This is a genomic window from Oleiharenicola sp. Vm1 (assembly GCF_047777955.1).
Classification (GTDB): Bacteria; Verrucomicrobiota; Verrucomicrobiia; order Opitutales; family Opitutaceae; genus Didemnitutus.
On sequence record NZ_CP180537.1, the window covers coordinates 296,035 to 309,690 of the forward strand.

Below are 13,656 nucleotides of genomic sequence, written 5' to 3' on the forward strand. Positions count from 1 at the left end.
TGCACGCCGGACGCGGGAAGGCGCCCGCACGAATCCGCCGAAGCGTGCGCGCGCCGCGCCGTTACGGCAGCTTGGCCTGCACGACCTTGCTCGCGGCGCCGAAGTCGATCAGCGGCGCCTCCGGGCGTTGCTTCAGCGCGCCGATGACCTTGCCCATTTCCTTCTTCGAGGTCGCGCCGACGGCGGCGATGACCTCGGTGATGAGCGCGTCGAGCTTGGCGGCGTCGAGGCCCTGCGGGAGATACTTCTCGAGGTGCGCGATCTCGGCGGTGTTGGCGGCCACGAGGTCGGCGCGGCCGCCCTTCTCGAACTCGGTGCGGGCGTCGGCGAGGTTCTTCACCGCCTTGCGGATCGTCGCGACGGCGAGCGTGTCGGCGATCGGCTTGTTGCCGTCGAGCGCGGCGCGCTGGATCGCGGCGTCCATGGTGCGGAGCGCGGTGGCGCGGGCGGTGTCGCGCGCCTTCATGGCGGCGACGATGTCGGCACGGAGGGTTTCGTAGACGGAGGCCATGCCGCGAAGATGCCGAACTCGCGCCAAAGCGAAAGCGCGGAGTGCGTCCCGCGCCGGTTCAGAGCAGCTCGAGCTGCACGCCGCCCGGCTGCCGGAAATGCGCGGTCGAGAGCGGGAACTCCTCGCGGTTGAGGCCGAGGCGGCGGGTCGTCACGGCGAAGACCTGCCGCAGCTGCTCGGCGAAGATGCCCTCGCCGCGCCCGCGCGTGCCGAAGCGGGCGTCGTAGAGCTGCCCGCCGCGCATCGCGCGCACCCGGCTGAGCACGCGCTCCTTCTTGCCCGGCTCGTGGGCGTCGAGCCAGTCGACGAACACGTCCTTCACCGCGTGCGGCAGGCGGAGCAGGATGTAGCCGGCGCGCCGGGCGCCGGCGTCGCGGGCGGCCTCGAGGATGGCGGGCAGCTCGTGGTCGTTGAGCCCCGGGATGACGGGCGCGACGTTCACCCCGACCGGCACGCCCGCCTCGGCCAGCAGGCGGATGGCGCGGAGCCGGTGCTCGGGCCGGGCGGCGCGCGGCTCGAGCCGGCCCGCGAGGGCGGCGTCGAGCGTGGTGACGCTGAGCACGACCGTGGCGCACTGCCAGCGCGCGAGCTCGGCCAGCACGTCGCGGTCGCGGGTCACGAGGAAATTCTTGGTGATGAGAGCGACCGGGTTGCGGAACTCCGCGAACACTTCCAGGCACGCGCGCGTGAGCCGGAAGCGCCGCTCGGCCGGTTGGTAGCAGTCGGTGACGCCGCTGATCATCACCGTCTCCGGCCGCCATTTCCGGGCGCCAAGCTCGCGGCGCAGCAGCTCCGGCGCGTGCCGTTTCACGAGGATCTTCGTCTCGAAGTCGAGGCCGCTGCTCCAGCCGAGGTAGTCGTGGTAGGGCCGGGCGAAGCAGTAGGCGCAGCCGTGCTCGCAGCCGCGGTAGGGATTCAGGCCCCAGGCGGCGCGGACGTCGGGGCTGTCGTTGGCGGTGAGGATCGACTCGCTCGCGTCGTCGAAAAACTGCGTCCGCGGCAGCGGCCGCTCGACCGGCACGCCGTGCTCGTCGAACTCGACGAAGTCCGGATCGGCCGCGACCGTGATCGGCTCGAAGCGGTTGGCCGGGTTGATCCGGGCGCCGCGGCCGCTCGGGGCGGGGGACGGGGCGGGCGCGGCGGAGGACATGCCGCGAACTTATCCAAACCGCCCGCGCCGCCAGCACGAAGTGGCGCCGCGTGCGGGATTGCGCCCGGGCCGCGGAAAGCGTGTCGTTCGCGCGATGTCCGCCGCCGTCGACCGCGCCCTCGAGACCGTCCATGCCTTCCTGGCGCAGGCCGACGCGCTGCCGGCCGAGCCGGCGGACGTCGTGCTCGGCCTCGGGCACTTCGATCGCGCGATCCCGCGGCTCTGCGCCGAACTCGCCCTCGCCGGCCGCGCGCGCTGGATCGTGTTTTCCGGCGGCGTCGGCGCGGGCAGCGGGGATTTTCCCAGCCGGAGGCGCTGGAGTTCCGCGACGAGCTGCGGCGTCACCGGCCCGCGGCGGAGGCGCGCCTCGCGCTGCTGGAGACGCGTTCGACCAACACCGGCGAGAACCTGGCGTTCACCACCGCGGCGCTGGCGGAGACGCGACCGGACCTGCGGCCCGGCGCCGGCCTGCGCACGGCGATCGCCGTGACGACCCCTGCCGCCTGCGGCGGGCGCTGGCCACCGTGGCCCGGCACTGGCCCGCGGTGCACGCCTGCGGCGTCGCTCCCGAGCGCTCGCGGGCGGACGAGGCGGCGCTGTATGCGCGGCACGGCACGACGCTGCCCGCCCAACTCGCCGGCGAGGTCGAGCGGCTGGTGGCTTATCCCGCGCGCGGCTTCATCGCGCCCGTGACGGTGCCAGCGGAGGTGCTCGCGGCGGCGCGGCAGCTCGGCGCCCGGGTCTAGAAAAACGTCGCCCGCCGGCGTAAAAACGCCGCAGCATTGAACGAATCCCCGCCGCCTGTGTCCAACTGCCGCGTGTCCCACCGCCTCCTCGCCCTGTGCGCCCTGCTCGCGATTTGCGTCGTGCCGTCGTTTGCGGCCGAGACGCTCGCGGAAAAAACGCTGAAGGAAATCGTCGAGCGCCAGAAGCAGCTCTTCGAGCGCGCGGAGAAGGAGGGCGACCAGCTCGACGAGGCGCGCTTCGCCGGCGAGGCCAAGGGCCTCGCGAGCAGCTACGACGTCTTCATCCAGAAGAACCCGGACTTCGCGCCCGGCTACGTCGCCTACGGCGTCTTCCTCGGCAAGATCGACATGACCAAGGCCGCGGTCGCGATGCTGCTGAAGGCCAACAAGCTCGATCCGAACATCCCGCTGGTGAAGAACCAGCTGGCCAAGCACCTCGCCGAAGACGGCCGGCCGCTCGAGGCGCTGCCGTATCTCACCGCCGCGATCGACCTCGCGCCGAACGAGCCCCTCTATCACTTCCACCTCGGCCAGCTGCTGCTCGCGGCGCGCGAGGATTTCCTGCACGAGGGCGGCTGGACGCGCGCGGCGCTCGACAAGGCGATGCTCGAGGCCTTCCAGCGCGCGGCCGACCTCGCGCCGGCGGACCTCTCGCTCGCCTACCAGCACGCCAAGGCCTACTACGAGGTCGAGCCGCCCCGCTGGGAGGAGGCGCTCGCCGTCTGGGAGAAGCTCGGCGGCCGCGCCACGACCGAATCCATGCGCCAGCTGGTGAAGCTCCAGCGCGCCAACATCCTGGTGAAACTCGGCCGCCGCGACGAGGCCCGCGCGCTCCTCGACCAGGTCACCGACCTGAAGCTCACCGAGGAGAAGCAGAAGCTGCTCGACGCGCTCGCCGCCCCGGCCGCGAAATGACGCCCGGCCCGCGCGAAAATCGCGCCGCCCTTCCATTTCACCGCTCGGCGCTTGCGCGCCGCGGGCGGGGATGACAGTTCCAGCGCATGGCTTTCCTCAACCGGCTCGAACGCGCGCTCGGGCGCTTCGCGATCCCCAACCTCTCGCTCTACCTGGTGTTCGGCCAGGTGTTCTTCTGGAGCGTGTCGTTCCTCGGGTATTTCGACCTCGAGCGGATCGCGCTGCTGCCGCTGGCCGTGCGCGAGGGCGAGTTCTGGCGCGTGGTGTCGTTCCTGTTCCTGCCGCCGAACTCCAGCCCGGTCTTCATCGCGTTCGCCTGGTATCTCTTCTGGATGATGGGCACGGCGCTGGAGGGCTACTGGGGCGTGTTCCGCTACAACCTGTTTCTCCTCACCGGCTGGGCGCTGACCGTGGCGGTGTCGTTCCTCTTCCCGCTCGGCTACGCCACGAACCTCTTCCTCGCCGGCAGCGTGTTCCTCGCCTTCGCCTTCCTCAATCCGGACTTCGAGATGATGCTCTTCTTCATCCTGCCGGTGAAGATCAAGTGGCTCGCACTCCTGCAGTGGCTCTTCTACGGCTACGCGCTGGTCTTCGGCGGCTGGCCCACCCGGCTGGCCACGCTCGCCGCCGTCGGCAACTTCCTGCTCTTCTTCTCCCGCGACATCGTCGAGCGCGTGAGGACCGGCCGCCGCCGCATGGAGCACCAGGCGCGCGCCGCCGCCGCCCGGGCCGACGCGCGCGAGCCGCGCCACCGCTGCGTCGTCTGCGGCAAGACCGAGCTGACGCACCCGCTGGAGGATTTCCGCTACGGCGACGACGACCAGTGTTACTGCTCCGAGCACCGCAGCCGCGCCAAGAGCGCCTGATCCCGCCGGCGGCCCGCCCCGGCAAAGAAGCTCGACGCCCTGCGCAAAGCGGGCGAAAAGGCCACCCCTCCGCATGGACCTCGACCTTTCCACGCTGCGCAGCGGCCTGCTGTTCTACATCGTGCTCGTCTGCAGCCTCTGCATCCACGAGTGGGCCCACGCCTACATGGCCGACAAGCTCGGGGACCCGACGCCGCGCCTGCTCGGCCGCGTGACGATCAATCCGTTGCCGCACATGGACCTGTTCGGCACGGTGATCTTCCCGCTCGTGTGCATCTTCGCGCTCGGCGGCGGCTTCCTTTTCGGCTGGGGCAAGCCGGTGCTGGTCGACCCGCGGAACTTCCGGCACCCGCGCCGCGACGACGTGCTGGTGACGCTCGCCGGCCCGCTCTCCAACCTCGGCCTGGCGCTGCTCGCGGCGGTGCTCGGCGGCCTGCTCTACCGGACGGACCCGCGCACGACGGAGCTCTTCCTGCTCATCGTCGGGCTGAACGTCACGCTCGCGGTCTTCAACCTCCTGCCCCTCCCGCCGCTCGACGGCGGCCAGGTGCTGCGGCACGCCGTGCGCATGCGCGACGAGACCTACCTCGCGATCGCGCGCTGGAGCTTCCTCGTGCTGATCCTCGCGCTCTGGCTGCCACCGGTGCGCTGGGCGCTCATCACGCTGATGAAACTGGTCGCTCTGCCCTTCGTGCTGCTTTATCAATCCCTCGCAGGAATCTGACATGCCGGCACAGCCCCAAACGATCGCTGACTGGCTGGCGTGGGCGCTGCGGCGCTACGCCCGGCACCGCGTCGCGCTCGGACAGGTCGCGGACAACGCGCACGACGAGGCGCTCTACCTGCTGCTCCGCACGCTCGAGCTGCCGCTGGAGAGCCCGCGCAGTGTCCTGCGGCGCAAGCCCACGCCGGCGCAGGCGGAGAAGCTGGCGGAGGTTTTCCGCCGCCGCACCGAGGAGCACGTGCCCGCGGCCTACCTCACGCGCGAGGCCTGGCTCGGCGGGCACCAGTTCTACGTCGACGAGCGCGTGATCATTCCCCGCTCGTATTTCGTCGAGCTGCTGCCCGAGGCGGTGCCGCAGTGGCTGCCGGCGGGCAAGCCGGTGAAGCGCGTGGTCGACGTCTGCACCGGCAGCGGCTGCCTCGCGGTGCTGCTGGCGGACCGCTTCCCGGAGGCGAAGGTCGACGCGATCGAGCTCTCGCCCGACGCGGCGGCGGTGGCGCGCTTCAATTTCGCGCAGAACCGGCTCGGCGCGCGCATCAAGCTGCACCGCTCCGACGTCTTCGACGCCGTGCCGGCGGCGAGATACGACCTGATCCTCTCGAACCCGCCCTACGTGCCGACGCGCGAGATGCGCGGCCTGCCGGAGGAGTTCAAGCGCGAGCCGGCGATGGCGCTCGACGGCGGGCGCGACGGCCTCGACGTCGTGCGCAAGCTCCTGCGCCAGGCCCGCGAGCGCCTGCAACCGCACGGCATCGTCGCGCTCGAGGTCGGCCAGGCGAAGCCCGCGCTCGCCGCCGCGTTTCCCGAACTCGACCCGCACTGGCTGCACACCGCCGACGGCGAGGATTGCGTCTGCGTGATCACCGCTGCGCGCCTGCGCGGGTGGAACGGCTGAGCTTCAGGCGCCGACCGGCATTCCGGTCGCGGGGCCGACTCCGGCTGGCGCGTAGCGCGCGCAGGGGCGGCCGGGGTGGACGAGGTGGGTGGAGTTCGCGGGGTGCGCGCACCACAGCCACGCGTCGGCATACGGGTCGGCGCGGATCGTCCGGGCGAACGCGCAGTCGGGGCCGCACGGTTCGCCGTGATCGAACGGGGCGGGCGGCGGCAGCGGGTCGGCGGGCCAGGGATTCATGGGGACCTCACTTCTTGGTTTCCAGCTGGCGGGTGGGCAGGCCGGCGTCGATCCAGTCCTTCAGGCCGCCGGCGTTGGCGACCCGGTAGCCCTTTTCGGCGAGCGCGGCGGCGATGTTGCCGGCGCGCTTGCCGGAGCGGCAGTAGAGGATGAGCGTCTTGTCCTTCGGCGCCTTTTCGAGGAACGGCTTCCACTCGAATTGGGCGTTCTCAAAATCGCTCTGCGGCAGCAGCACGGCGGGTTGGGCGACGCCGGTCTGGAACCACTCGGCGGGCTCGCGGACGTCGATCAGGACCGCCTGGCCGTCCGCGACGAGCTTGGCGGCGGCGGCGGGCGTGAGGCGGGAGACTTCGGCGGCGAACGACGCCAGCGCGCCGAGCAGCAGGAGGGCGGCGAGTTTTTTCAGCATGCCGTGAGGATGGGCGGAAGCGTCGCGGCGGCAAGGCGCTCAATTGGTCTTAGCGGGAGCCGGGGGAACGGGCGCCGCGTAGGAGACGCGGATGAGGCCGCGCCACTCCCAGGCCGAGTAGCCGGTCGCCTTGTCCTCCGGATACAGGCGCTCGAGCATGTAGCGCACCTGCGGCTGCAGCGAGTCGGAGTTGCCGTGGCAGAGGAGGCACTTGGGGCTGACGGCGATGGGGCGGTAGACGCGCCACTCGGTCGGCGTGTCGGCAGCGTCGACCGTCTGCACGATGACCTTGGGCGGGGCCTCGCCGGCGTTGAGGGCGGTGCGGACGAGGTCGAGCGCGGCGAAGTCGGCTTCGTCAGGCGTGTTCCTCGGCTCGCGCACGCGGAAGCTGGTGAGCTTGATCGCGGTGACGCGCGGCTTGCCCTCGAGGGGGCGCGGCGGGGCGAGCGACTTCAGGTGCATGAGCTCGACGGCCTCGTCGAGGCCCTTGGTGGCGAGGGTGCGCTCGACCTCGATCAGCAGCGAGCCGCCGATGCGGTCGATGAGCTTCTCGCCGGCGGAGCGCACGGTGGCGGTCAGGGGATCGTCTGCCGGGGCCCACGCGAATTTCAGCGGCGGTTTCGCAGGCTCTTGCGCCCAGAGGCAGGCGCCCAGGCAGGCGAACACCACGGGGTAGGCGGCGTTTTTCATGGGGGAATGATACACCCGCGCGCGGCGTTTGCCTACGCAGCCAAGCAACGGCAATGGATGCGCAGTGGGGGCCGGACAGGGTAAGGCCCCGCCGCGTCGAATCGGCGGGGCCCGCCATGAGGCGCGGCGCGCGAACGCCGCGCCACCCACCTGCGCTCAGGTGAAGATGATCTGGCCGCCCGCGGCCAGCTCGTAGAAATCGCCGACGGTGAGAACCTTTTCCAGGTGCGGCACGAAGTCGTCGTTCGTGAGGTGGAACATGTCGACCGTGGCCTTGCAGGCGTAGAGGTGGCCGCCGGCGTCGGCGATCATCTGCGTGAACTCGCTCACGGGCGGGATGTCGAGCGCCTCCATTTCCTTCTGCATCATTTTCGTGGCGAAGGCGGACATGCCGGGGAGTGCGCCGAGGAGCGTGGGCAGCGGGAAGCCCTTCGCGTCGGGCACGCGCATGGCGGGGTTGCCGACGGTGGCGATCTTCAGCTTGTCCTGATATTCCTTCAGCACGGCGTAGAGGCCGAAGAAGGTGAAGAACAGGTTGGCCTCGATGCCCTCCATGCGGGCGCCGTTGGCCATGATGAGTCCCGGATACACGCCGTCGAGCGAGCCGCGCGAGACGATGATCGAGACCTTCTTGATTTTTTCGGGTGAGGACATGGCGGGGGAGTGGCGATGGTGGGTGGGCGTGGCGCCCGGGGCGGCTCAGATGCAGCCGTGGGGCTTCTTGATGCCGGCGATCTTGGCGGCCTTCTTGGCCGGGCCGCCGGGGAAGAGCTCGTAGAGCTCCTTGGTCGGCACGCCGCTCTCCTTGGTGAGCTTGCGGATGCTCGGGCCGTCGCCCTTCGTCTCGAATTCCCGGCGCATGAAATTCAGGACGACGACGTGGCGGTCGGTGAGGGCGGGGATGCCCTCCTCGGCGGCGAGGACCTTGGCGATCTCGAGATCCCAGTCCTTGGCGTTGGTCATGAAACCCTCGGCATCGAAGTCGACGGGCTTGTTGTTGATGGTGCGGATGGACATGGCGGTGGTGGGTTGGCGGTGAAGTGCGGTTCAGGAGCGGGCCGGCGGGACGACGCGCGGGGCCGGCGTGTGGGCGCTGAGGTTGCGGAGGAAGACGATGAGGAAGCCGAGGCCGCGGCGCATCTCGGGCTTGTTGACCTCCTTGAAGGCGGTCCAGAGCGAGAACTCCTCGACCGACTCGAAATCGATCTTCTTGTAGACCTCGACGGCGTTGTTGATCGCCTCGAGCATCTCGGGCTGCGTGAGGTTCTTCACGGTCGAGAGGATCGCGACGACGTTCTCCGAGAGGAGGCGGATGTCCTCGACGGAGAAGTTGGCGACGACGTTGTCGAGCACGCGGGTGAGTTCGCGGCCTTTCTCGAAGTAGCCCTTGCGGTCGAGCTCGTCGAACTTCGCGACGGCGTCGTTCATGAGCTGGCGGGCGATGGGGGTGGCGTCCTGCAGAAGCTCGCGGGCGGCGTGGAGGGCGGCCAGCGAGGCGTTGAGGTCGTCGACGCTGCGCAGCACCTGCTTGAGGAGGGCGGCGACGTCGTCGGGCCGGACGCGGGTCGAGACCGCATCGAGTTCGCCGGCGAGCGCGGGGATCATCTCCCGGCCGACGCGGGTGAGGTCGTCGCGGAGCTCGTCGATCTCGCGGCGCACGCGGCGGACGGCGGCCATTTCCTCGAGGACGAGGTCGAGCTTGCGGTCGAGGGCCTCGAGGCGTTCGGCGAGCGCGGGGTCGGTGGCGTTCATGGCGATCAGCGGCGTTTGCCCGCCATGCTGAGGGCGGAGTCCATGGGCAGATCGAGGCCGCGGAGGAGGACGTTCCAGTAGACCCAGCGGAACATCATCTTCCCGTAGTGGTTCATCCGCGTCTCCTCGAGCAGCGAGAGCGGGCCGAGGCCCGGGAGCGGGAAGAGGCCGGGGAGCGGCTCGGTGTCGTAGTTGAAGTCGATGAGGAAGGCCTTGCCGAAGCCGGACTCGATGAAGCAGTTCGCATGGCCGTCGAAATGGCCGTGGAGCGGCTGCTCATCGATGGCGGCGAGGAGGTTCTCCACGAGGATGTCGGCCTGGAAGTGCACGACCGAACCGGCTTTCGAGGCGGGCAGGTCGGTGGCGTCGCCGAGGGCGAAGATGTTGTCCTTCACCTTGGTGCGGAGCGTATGCTTGTCGGTCGGGACGTAGTTGAGCTCGTCGCCGAAGCCGGAGCGCGCGATGGAATCGTCGCCCATGTTGGTGGGCACGGTGACGAGGAGATCGTAGGGCACCTCGCGTTCGTCCCAGGAGAAGAGCTTGCGCTCCTCGGTGTCGACACGCCCGACGGCGTAGTCGGCGGTGAGCCGGATCCTCTTCTGGTCGAGGACGCCGCCGAGCAGGGCGGAGGCCTTCGGCTTGGTGAAAGCGCCGGGGAGCGGAGTGACGTAGTCGATCTCGACCTTGTCGCGGATGCCGCGGGTGGTGAAGAACCAGTCGGCGAGGAAGGCGAACTCGAGCGGCGCCACCGGGCACTTGATGGGCATCTCGACGATGTTCACGACGAGCCGGCCGCCCTCCCAGGTCCGGAGCTTGCGGGCGAGGGCGGCGGCGCCTTCGAGGGTGTAGAAATCGAAGGCGTTCTTCTGCCAGCCGGGCCCGGCCATGCCCTCGGTCTGCGTCGGCACGGGCCGCGTGCCGGTGGCGATGATGAGGTAGTCGTAGCCGAGGATGCGACCGTTGCTGAGGCGGACCTGGTTCCGGTCCGGTTCGATCACGTCGATGGGCGAGATGACGACCTCGATCCCGGGCGGCAGATAGTCCTGGCGCGGCTTCACGACGTCCCGGGCGGTGTAGATGCCGAAGGGGATGAAGAGGTAGCCGGGCTGGTAGTGATGCGTGCCGTCGCGGTCGACGATCGTGATCTGCCAGTCGGAGCGGTCCAGCACGGCGGCCATCTTGTTGGCCATCATCGTGCCCGCGGTGCCGGCGCCGAGGATGAGGAGCTTTTTCATGGGCGGAAGGAGGGGAGCGGGGGAATTGTCCGCCGACCGGGCGGAATCCACGAGTGGAAACCGCCGGCCGGACTCATTTATATGAGTATATGCGCATATTAATTAGATCGGCTTCAGCGCCGCCGGGCTCAAAACCGGTAGCTATACATCAGCTGGGCGTTGTTCTGCCCGTGGGTGATGTGGATGCCGTAGCCGTTGGTCTTGCCGACCTCGAAGCCGTGGGTGAACGAGAAGTCGACGCTCGAGCGCGCGTCGAACTTCCAGCCGAAGCCGGCCATGAGGTGGCGCTCGATCGTCGCCGGGAAGAGGCAGTTGAGGAACTTGTCCGGGATCGGATCGCTCGAGGCGGCGCCGCCGAAGCGCAGCGTGAGCCGGTCGGTGGCCTGGTAGGCGGCGCCGAGCTGCAGGACGAGCTGGTCGTCCCAGTGCTGGAAGAGCACGGCGCTCAGCTGCTGGCCGGCGAAGCTGCCGTTGCTCGCCGCGGAGGAGGCGGTGAACGTCATCGCGAACTGGTCCATGACGCTGGCCCAGTAGATCTGGCGGACGTCTGCCGCCACGAGCCAGCGCTCGTTGGGCCGGTAGGCGAGGCCGGCGCCGAGCATGGCGGGCCATTCGAAGCCGTTCACCTTCATTTCGCCGGTGAGAGTCTGCGCCATCGCGCCCATGCCGGGGACGTTGAGCTGGAAGCTCAGGGCGGCGCCGGTGGCCTTCAGGTCGCTGAGCGCAGACTTCGAGTGGTAGGTGAGGCCGAGCGTCAGCTGGGGCGTGGCCTGGTAGACGAGGCCGACCTTGCCGGCGTAGCCGTAGCCCCTGGCGTCGCCGGTGAAGGGATTGCCGTTGGAGAAATTGAAGTAGGCGTAGTCGACGCTCGTGCCGGACGGCAGCGTGGCCATCATGCCGCTGAAGCTCTGCACGATCGTGCCCGAGGCGCGGCCGAACTGCTGGCTGGTCGGCATCACGAGGTCGAAGAACTGCGTGCCGCTCATCGCCATCTTGAGGTCCATGCCCGCCCACATGAAGTCGGCCGTCGCCGCGATGTGCAGGCGGTCGTTGACCTTCCAGACCAGCGGGGCAATCACGCGGCCGACCGACACCTCGGTGCGGTTCTCCAGGCCGAAGCCGAGGCCGCGCCAGGAGTTGGCGTCGTATTGGCAGCCCATGCCGCCCTGGCCGAACACGCCGAGGCCGTAGGTGAAGTTGCCGGCGCGGCGCGCGTAGCCGAAAGCGGGCATGTAGAACGCGGTCAGCTGTGAATCCGCCGCCGTGCCGGCCGGATTGGTCGCCGTGATGTCGGGCCCGAGCACGCCCAGGGCGAGGTCGAGGCGCGCCCGCTCGGCCATGAGGCCGAGCGTGGCCGGGTTGTTGATCACGGCGGCGGTGCCGTTGTCGAAGGCCAGCGAGGTGCCGCCCATCGCCGTGGCGATGGGGCCGTAGCCCTCCATGTTCATGCCGTTGGTCGCGACCAGCGGGCTCGTGAGACTCAGCGCCGCCAGGGTGAGGGCGGGGGGCAGAAGGGAGCGCAGGGCTTTCATGGGAATGATTCCTCGGGGAATGACGCCGCATTCTCGCACAACCGGGCCCGGGTTGGCTGTGCAGGCCTTGGCCAAAAGTGAAAAGCCGGCTAGTTATATGCGCAAATGCGCATGCAAATAAGTTTGGCTTTCGCCGCCGCGGCGGCGAGGGTGCCGGTAATGATCCGGCCGGACCGGGGTTAAACCCGCTGCGCCATGTCCCTCTCGTCCTCGTCCCCGCCTCGCGATCCGCCGGCCCCGCCGGAGGCGGAGACGGAGACGATGCGGCGCGTCGCCGCGGGCGACGGCGAGGCCTTGCGCACGCTGGTGGTGCGCTGGCAGCGGCCGCTGCTGGGCTTCTTCCGCCGGCTGGTGGGCTCGGCGGAAACGGCGGAGGACCTGGCGCTGGAGGTGTTCGTGCGCGTGCATCGCGCCGCACCCGGCTACGCGCCGACCGCCCGGTTCTCGACCTACCTCTTCGCCATCGCCCATCGCCTGGCGCTGAACGAGCTGCGCCGGCGCGGGCGCAAGCCGGCCGAGCCCGTGGCGCCGGACGCCTTTGATCATCTGGCCGCGACCTCCGCCGAGGAGCGCCGGCTGGGCGAACTGGAGGAGGTGTTCCAGCTCGCTCTGGCGCGACTGGCCCCGAAGGCCCGCACCGCCCTCCTGCTGATCGCGCAGCAAGGGCTTTCCTACGAGGAAGCGGCCGTGGCGCTGCGCTCCAATCCCAACGCGGTCCGCGTGCTCGTGCACCGTGCCCGCCAGGAACTCAAGATGCACATGGAGGAACTGTCATGAAACCACGCCTCACCGATGAAGATCTGGACCGCCTGCTCGCGGCGCCAGTGCGCCCGGTCCCGCCCGGGCTGGCCGAGCGCGTCGCGGCGCGGCTCGCCGCGGACCCCGGGCGGCGCCGGGCCTGGATCTGGTATCTCGTGCCGGCGCTGGCCGCGGCCGGGTTCGCCCTGCTCGTGACGGCCCACCGGACGCCAGCGCCCGCCGCCGCCGATTACGAGACGCTGTTCGCGCTCGAGGACTCACTCGCGCCGGCGGAGCCGCTGCTGGATCCCCTGAACCGTGAGCTCTGCGCGGAAATCCCGGTCGAAACCTCCACTCCCTAAACGGTCGTCGCCATGAAAATCCTCCTCCTTCTCATCACCTTGAGCCTCGCCACCTCGCTGGCGGCGGCGGAAGCCCCGGCGCCGGCCCGCGAATTGTCCACGCTCGAGCAATTCCTCTCCTCGACGACGCGCAGCTGGCGCAGCTGCAGCAGGCGATCGCGCGTGTCCGGGCCATGACGCCGGCGGAGCGCGCGCGACTGCGGACGCAGATCGACGCGTTCCGGCGCCTGCCGGCCCCGGAGCGCGAGCAGCTGCGCCGCGGCTGGGGGCACGAGCCGGCGGCGGTGCGCGACGGCTGGCGCGACTTGATGCAGTCGCTCGATGAGACCGGCCGGGCGGAGATCCGCCGCCAGCTCGAGGGTCTCGCGCCCGAGGAGCGCACGAAGCGCCGGCGCGAACTGGTGGAAAAATTCCTTCGCGAGCGGACGGCGCGGCCGTGATCGCCGCCGGGGGCGTTCGCGGCCGCGCGGGGATCGCGCGGCCGGCGAAAACAGAGGGCGGAACCGGGAAGGTTCCGCCCTCGTGTCGTTTGGCGCGGCGCGTCAGCTGCGCGGGCCTTTCGGGCCGGGCCCGGGGCTGGTGCCGTCCTGCGGGCCGGTCGGGTTGGCGGGTTTGCCGGGGCCGCCGGTGCCGTCCTTCTTCGGCGTGGGCTGGGACTGGCCGGTGCCATTGGCCGCGGGGGCGCGGGCCGGGTTCGTCGCGCCGCGGTTCGGGGCGACGGTCGTGCCCGCGCCGCGGCCGCCACCGCCGCGGCCGACCGCGTAGGTGGAAGTCGCGCCCACGAGGGCGAGGCTGAGGCAGGTGAGGAGGAGGAGTCTGGTTTTCATGGTTTCCTTTCGCAGGATGAAACCCCGCCGGCCGCGTCGCATTACGGCGGGAGAAAATTTCCGGATG

Annotated in this window: 21 protein-coding genes; 10 read left to right on the top strand and 11 right to left on the bottom strand. The window is 70.1% G+C overall.

Going from position 1 to position 13,656, the window contains the following annotated elements:
* Positions 1 to 61: 61 nt before the first annotated feature.
* Positions 62 to 511, bottom strand: coding sequence for a GatB/YqeY domain-containing protein (locus ACMYLB_RS02130; protein WP_415909338.1), 450 nt, complete (start codon positions 509 to 511; stop codon positions 62 to 64).
* A 58-nt stretch (positions 512 to 569) separates the two neighbouring features.
* Positions 570 to 1,661, bottom strand: a complete 1,092-nt coding sequence (locus ACMYLB_RS02135; RefSeq protein ID WP_415909339.1) for a PA0069 family radical SAM protein — start codon at positions 1,659 to 1,661, stop codon at positions 570 to 572.
* Between the two features lie 94 nt (positions 1,662 to 1,755).
* On the opposite strand from ACMYLB_RS02135, the gene ACMYLB_RS02140 reads away from it, so the two are divergent.
* The 6 genes from ACMYLB_RS02140 (at position 1,756) to prmB (ending at position 5,807) form a co-directional block, all read left to right on the top strand.
* On the top strand, positions 1,756 to 2,151 hold the full coding sequence (locus tag ACMYLB_RS02140; RefSeq protein ID WP_415909340.1) for a hypothetical protein: 396 nt from the start codon (positions 1,756 to 1,758) through the stop codon (positions 2,149 to 2,151).
* A gap of 34 nt (positions 2,152 to 2,185) precedes the next feature.
* Positions 2,186 to 2,407, top strand: coding sequence for a hypothetical protein (locus ACMYLB_RS02145; protein ID WP_415909341.1), 222 nt, complete (start codon positions 2,186 to 2,188; stop codon positions 2,405 to 2,407).
* A gap of 72 nt (positions 2,408 to 2,479) precedes the next feature.
* Positions 2,480 to 3,322: a hypothetical protein gene (locus ACMYLB_RS02150; protein WP_415909342.1), complete on the top strand. Its 843-nt coding sequence runs from the start codon at positions 2,480 to 2,482 to the stop codon at positions 3,320 to 3,322.
* Between the two features lie 86 nt (positions 3,323 to 3,408).
* On the top strand, positions 3,409 to 4,188 hold the full coding sequence (locus ACMYLB_RS02155; protein ID WP_415909343.1) for a hypothetical protein: 780 nt from the start codon (positions 3,409 to 3,411) through the stop codon (positions 4,186 to 4,188).
* 73 nt (positions 4,189 to 4,261) lie between these two features.
* Positions 4,262 to 4,912 carry a site-2 protease family protein gene (locus ACMYLB_RS02160; protein ID WP_415909344.1) on the top strand — a complete coding sequence of 217 codons (651 nt, stop codon included), beginning with the start codon at positions 4,262 to 4,264 and terminating at the stop codon, positions 4,910 to 4,912.
* Position 4,913: 1 nt separating this feature from the next.
* A complete protein-coding gene (gene prmB / locus ACMYLB_RS02165; protein WP_415909345.1) occupies positions 4,914 to 5,807 on the top strand; it encodes a 50S ribosomal protein L3 N(5)-glutamine methyltransferase in 894 nt (297 codons plus the stop codon).
* 3 nt (positions 5,808 to 5,810) lie between these two features.
* On the opposite strand, the gene ACMYLB_RS02170 is transcribed toward prmB, so the two are convergent.
* The 8 genes from ACMYLB_RS02170 to ACMYLB_RS02205 all read right to left on the bottom strand — a co-directional run bounded on the left by ACMYLB_RS02170 (position 5,811) and on the right by ACMYLB_RS02205 (position 11,662).
* A complete protein-coding gene (locus ACMYLB_RS02170) occupies positions 5,811 to 6,044 on the bottom strand; it encodes a hypothetical protein (RefSeq protein WP_415909346.1) in 234 nt (77 codons plus the stop codon).
* Between the two features lie 7 nt (positions 6,045 to 6,051).
* Positions 6,052 to 6,453 carry a rhodanese-like domain-containing protein gene (locus ACMYLB_RS02175; protein ID WP_415909347.1) on the bottom strand — a complete coding sequence of 134 codons (402 nt, stop codon included), beginning with the start codon at positions 6,451 to 6,453 and terminating at the stop codon, positions 6,052 to 6,054.
* 39 nt (positions 6,454 to 6,492) lie between these two features.
* Positions 6,493 to 7,143 carry a DUF3365 domain-containing protein gene (locus ACMYLB_RS02180; protein ID WP_415909348.1) on the bottom strand — a complete coding sequence of 217 codons (651 nt, stop codon included), beginning with the start codon at positions 7,141 to 7,143 and terminating at the stop codon, positions 6,493 to 6,495.
* Between the two features lie 156 nt (positions 7,144 to 7,299).
* Positions 7,300 to 7,797 (bottom strand): DsrE/DsrF/DrsH-like family protein, encoded by a 498-nt coding sequence (locus tag ACMYLB_RS02185; RefSeq protein WP_415909349.1) that lies wholly within the window; start codon positions 7,795 to 7,797, stop codon positions 7,300 to 7,302.
* Positions 7,798 to 7,842: 45 nt separating this feature from the next.
* Positions 7,843 to 8,160, bottom strand: a complete 318-nt coding sequence (locus ACMYLB_RS02190) for a TusE/DsrC/DsvC family sulfur relay protein (RefSeq protein ID WP_415909350.1) — start codon at positions 8,158 to 8,160, stop codon at positions 7,843 to 7,845.
* Between the two features lie 30 nt (positions 8,161 to 8,190).
* On the bottom strand, positions 8,191 to 8,895 hold the full coding sequence (locus ACMYLB_RS02195) for a hypothetical protein (RefSeq protein ID WP_415909351.1): 705 nt from the start codon (positions 8,893 to 8,895) through the stop codon (positions 8,191 to 8,193).
* Positions 8,896 to 8,900: 5 nt separating this feature from the next.
* Positions 8,901 to 10,130 (bottom strand): NAD(P)/FAD-dependent oxidoreductase, encoded by a 1,230-nt coding sequence (locus ACMYLB_RS02200; RefSeq protein ID WP_415909352.1) that lies wholly within the window; start codon positions 10,128 to 10,130, stop codon positions 8,901 to 8,903.
* Between the two features lie 128 nt (positions 10,131 to 10,258).
* On the bottom strand, positions 10,259 to 11,662 hold the full coding sequence (locus ACMYLB_RS02205; protein WP_415909353.1) for an OmpP1/FadL family transporter: 1,404 nt from the start codon (positions 11,660 to 11,662) through the stop codon (positions 10,259 to 10,261).
* Between the two features lie 195 nt (positions 11,663 to 11,857).
* Here ACMYLB_RS02205 and ACMYLB_RS02210 point away from each other — a divergent pair, with 195 nt between their 5' ends.
* The 4 genes from ACMYLB_RS02210 to ACMYLB_RS02225 are packed head-to-tail and all read left to right on the top strand — an operon-like array spanning position 11,858 to position 13,202.
* A complete protein-coding gene (locus ACMYLB_RS02210; RefSeq protein WP_415909354.1) occupies positions 11,858 to 12,439 on the top strand; it encodes an RNA polymerase sigma factor in 582 nt (193 codons plus the stop codon).
* On the top strand, positions 12,436 to 12,762 hold the full coding sequence (locus ACMYLB_RS02215; protein WP_415909355.1) for a hypothetical protein: 327 nt from the start codon (positions 12,436 to 12,438) through the stop codon (positions 12,760 to 12,762). Before ACMYLB_RS02210 ends, ACMYLB_RS02215 begins: the two co-directional genes overlap by 4 nt.
* Positions 12,763 to 12,774: 12 nt before the next feature.
* Complete coding sequence (locus ACMYLB_RS02220; protein ID WP_415909356.1) at positions 12,775 to 12,939, top strand: hypothetical protein; 165 nt, start codon at positions 12,775 to 12,777, stop codon at positions 12,937 to 12,939.
* Complete coding sequence (locus ACMYLB_RS02225) at positions 12,918 to 13,202, top strand: DUF3106 domain-containing protein (RefSeq protein ID WP_415911140.1); 285 nt, start codon at positions 12,918 to 12,920, stop codon at positions 13,200 to 13,202. Before ACMYLB_RS02220 ends, ACMYLB_RS02225 begins: the two co-directional genes overlap by 22 nt.
* 102 nt (positions 13,203 to 13,304) lie before the next feature.
* On the opposite strand, the gene ACMYLB_RS02230 is transcribed toward ACMYLB_RS02225, so the two are convergent.
* Positions 13,305 to 13,589 (bottom strand): hypothetical protein, encoded by a 285-nt coding sequence (locus ACMYLB_RS02230; protein WP_415909357.1) that lies wholly within the window; start codon positions 13,587 to 13,589, stop codon positions 13,305 to 13,307.
* Positions 13,590 to 13,656: the final 67 nt, after the last annotated feature.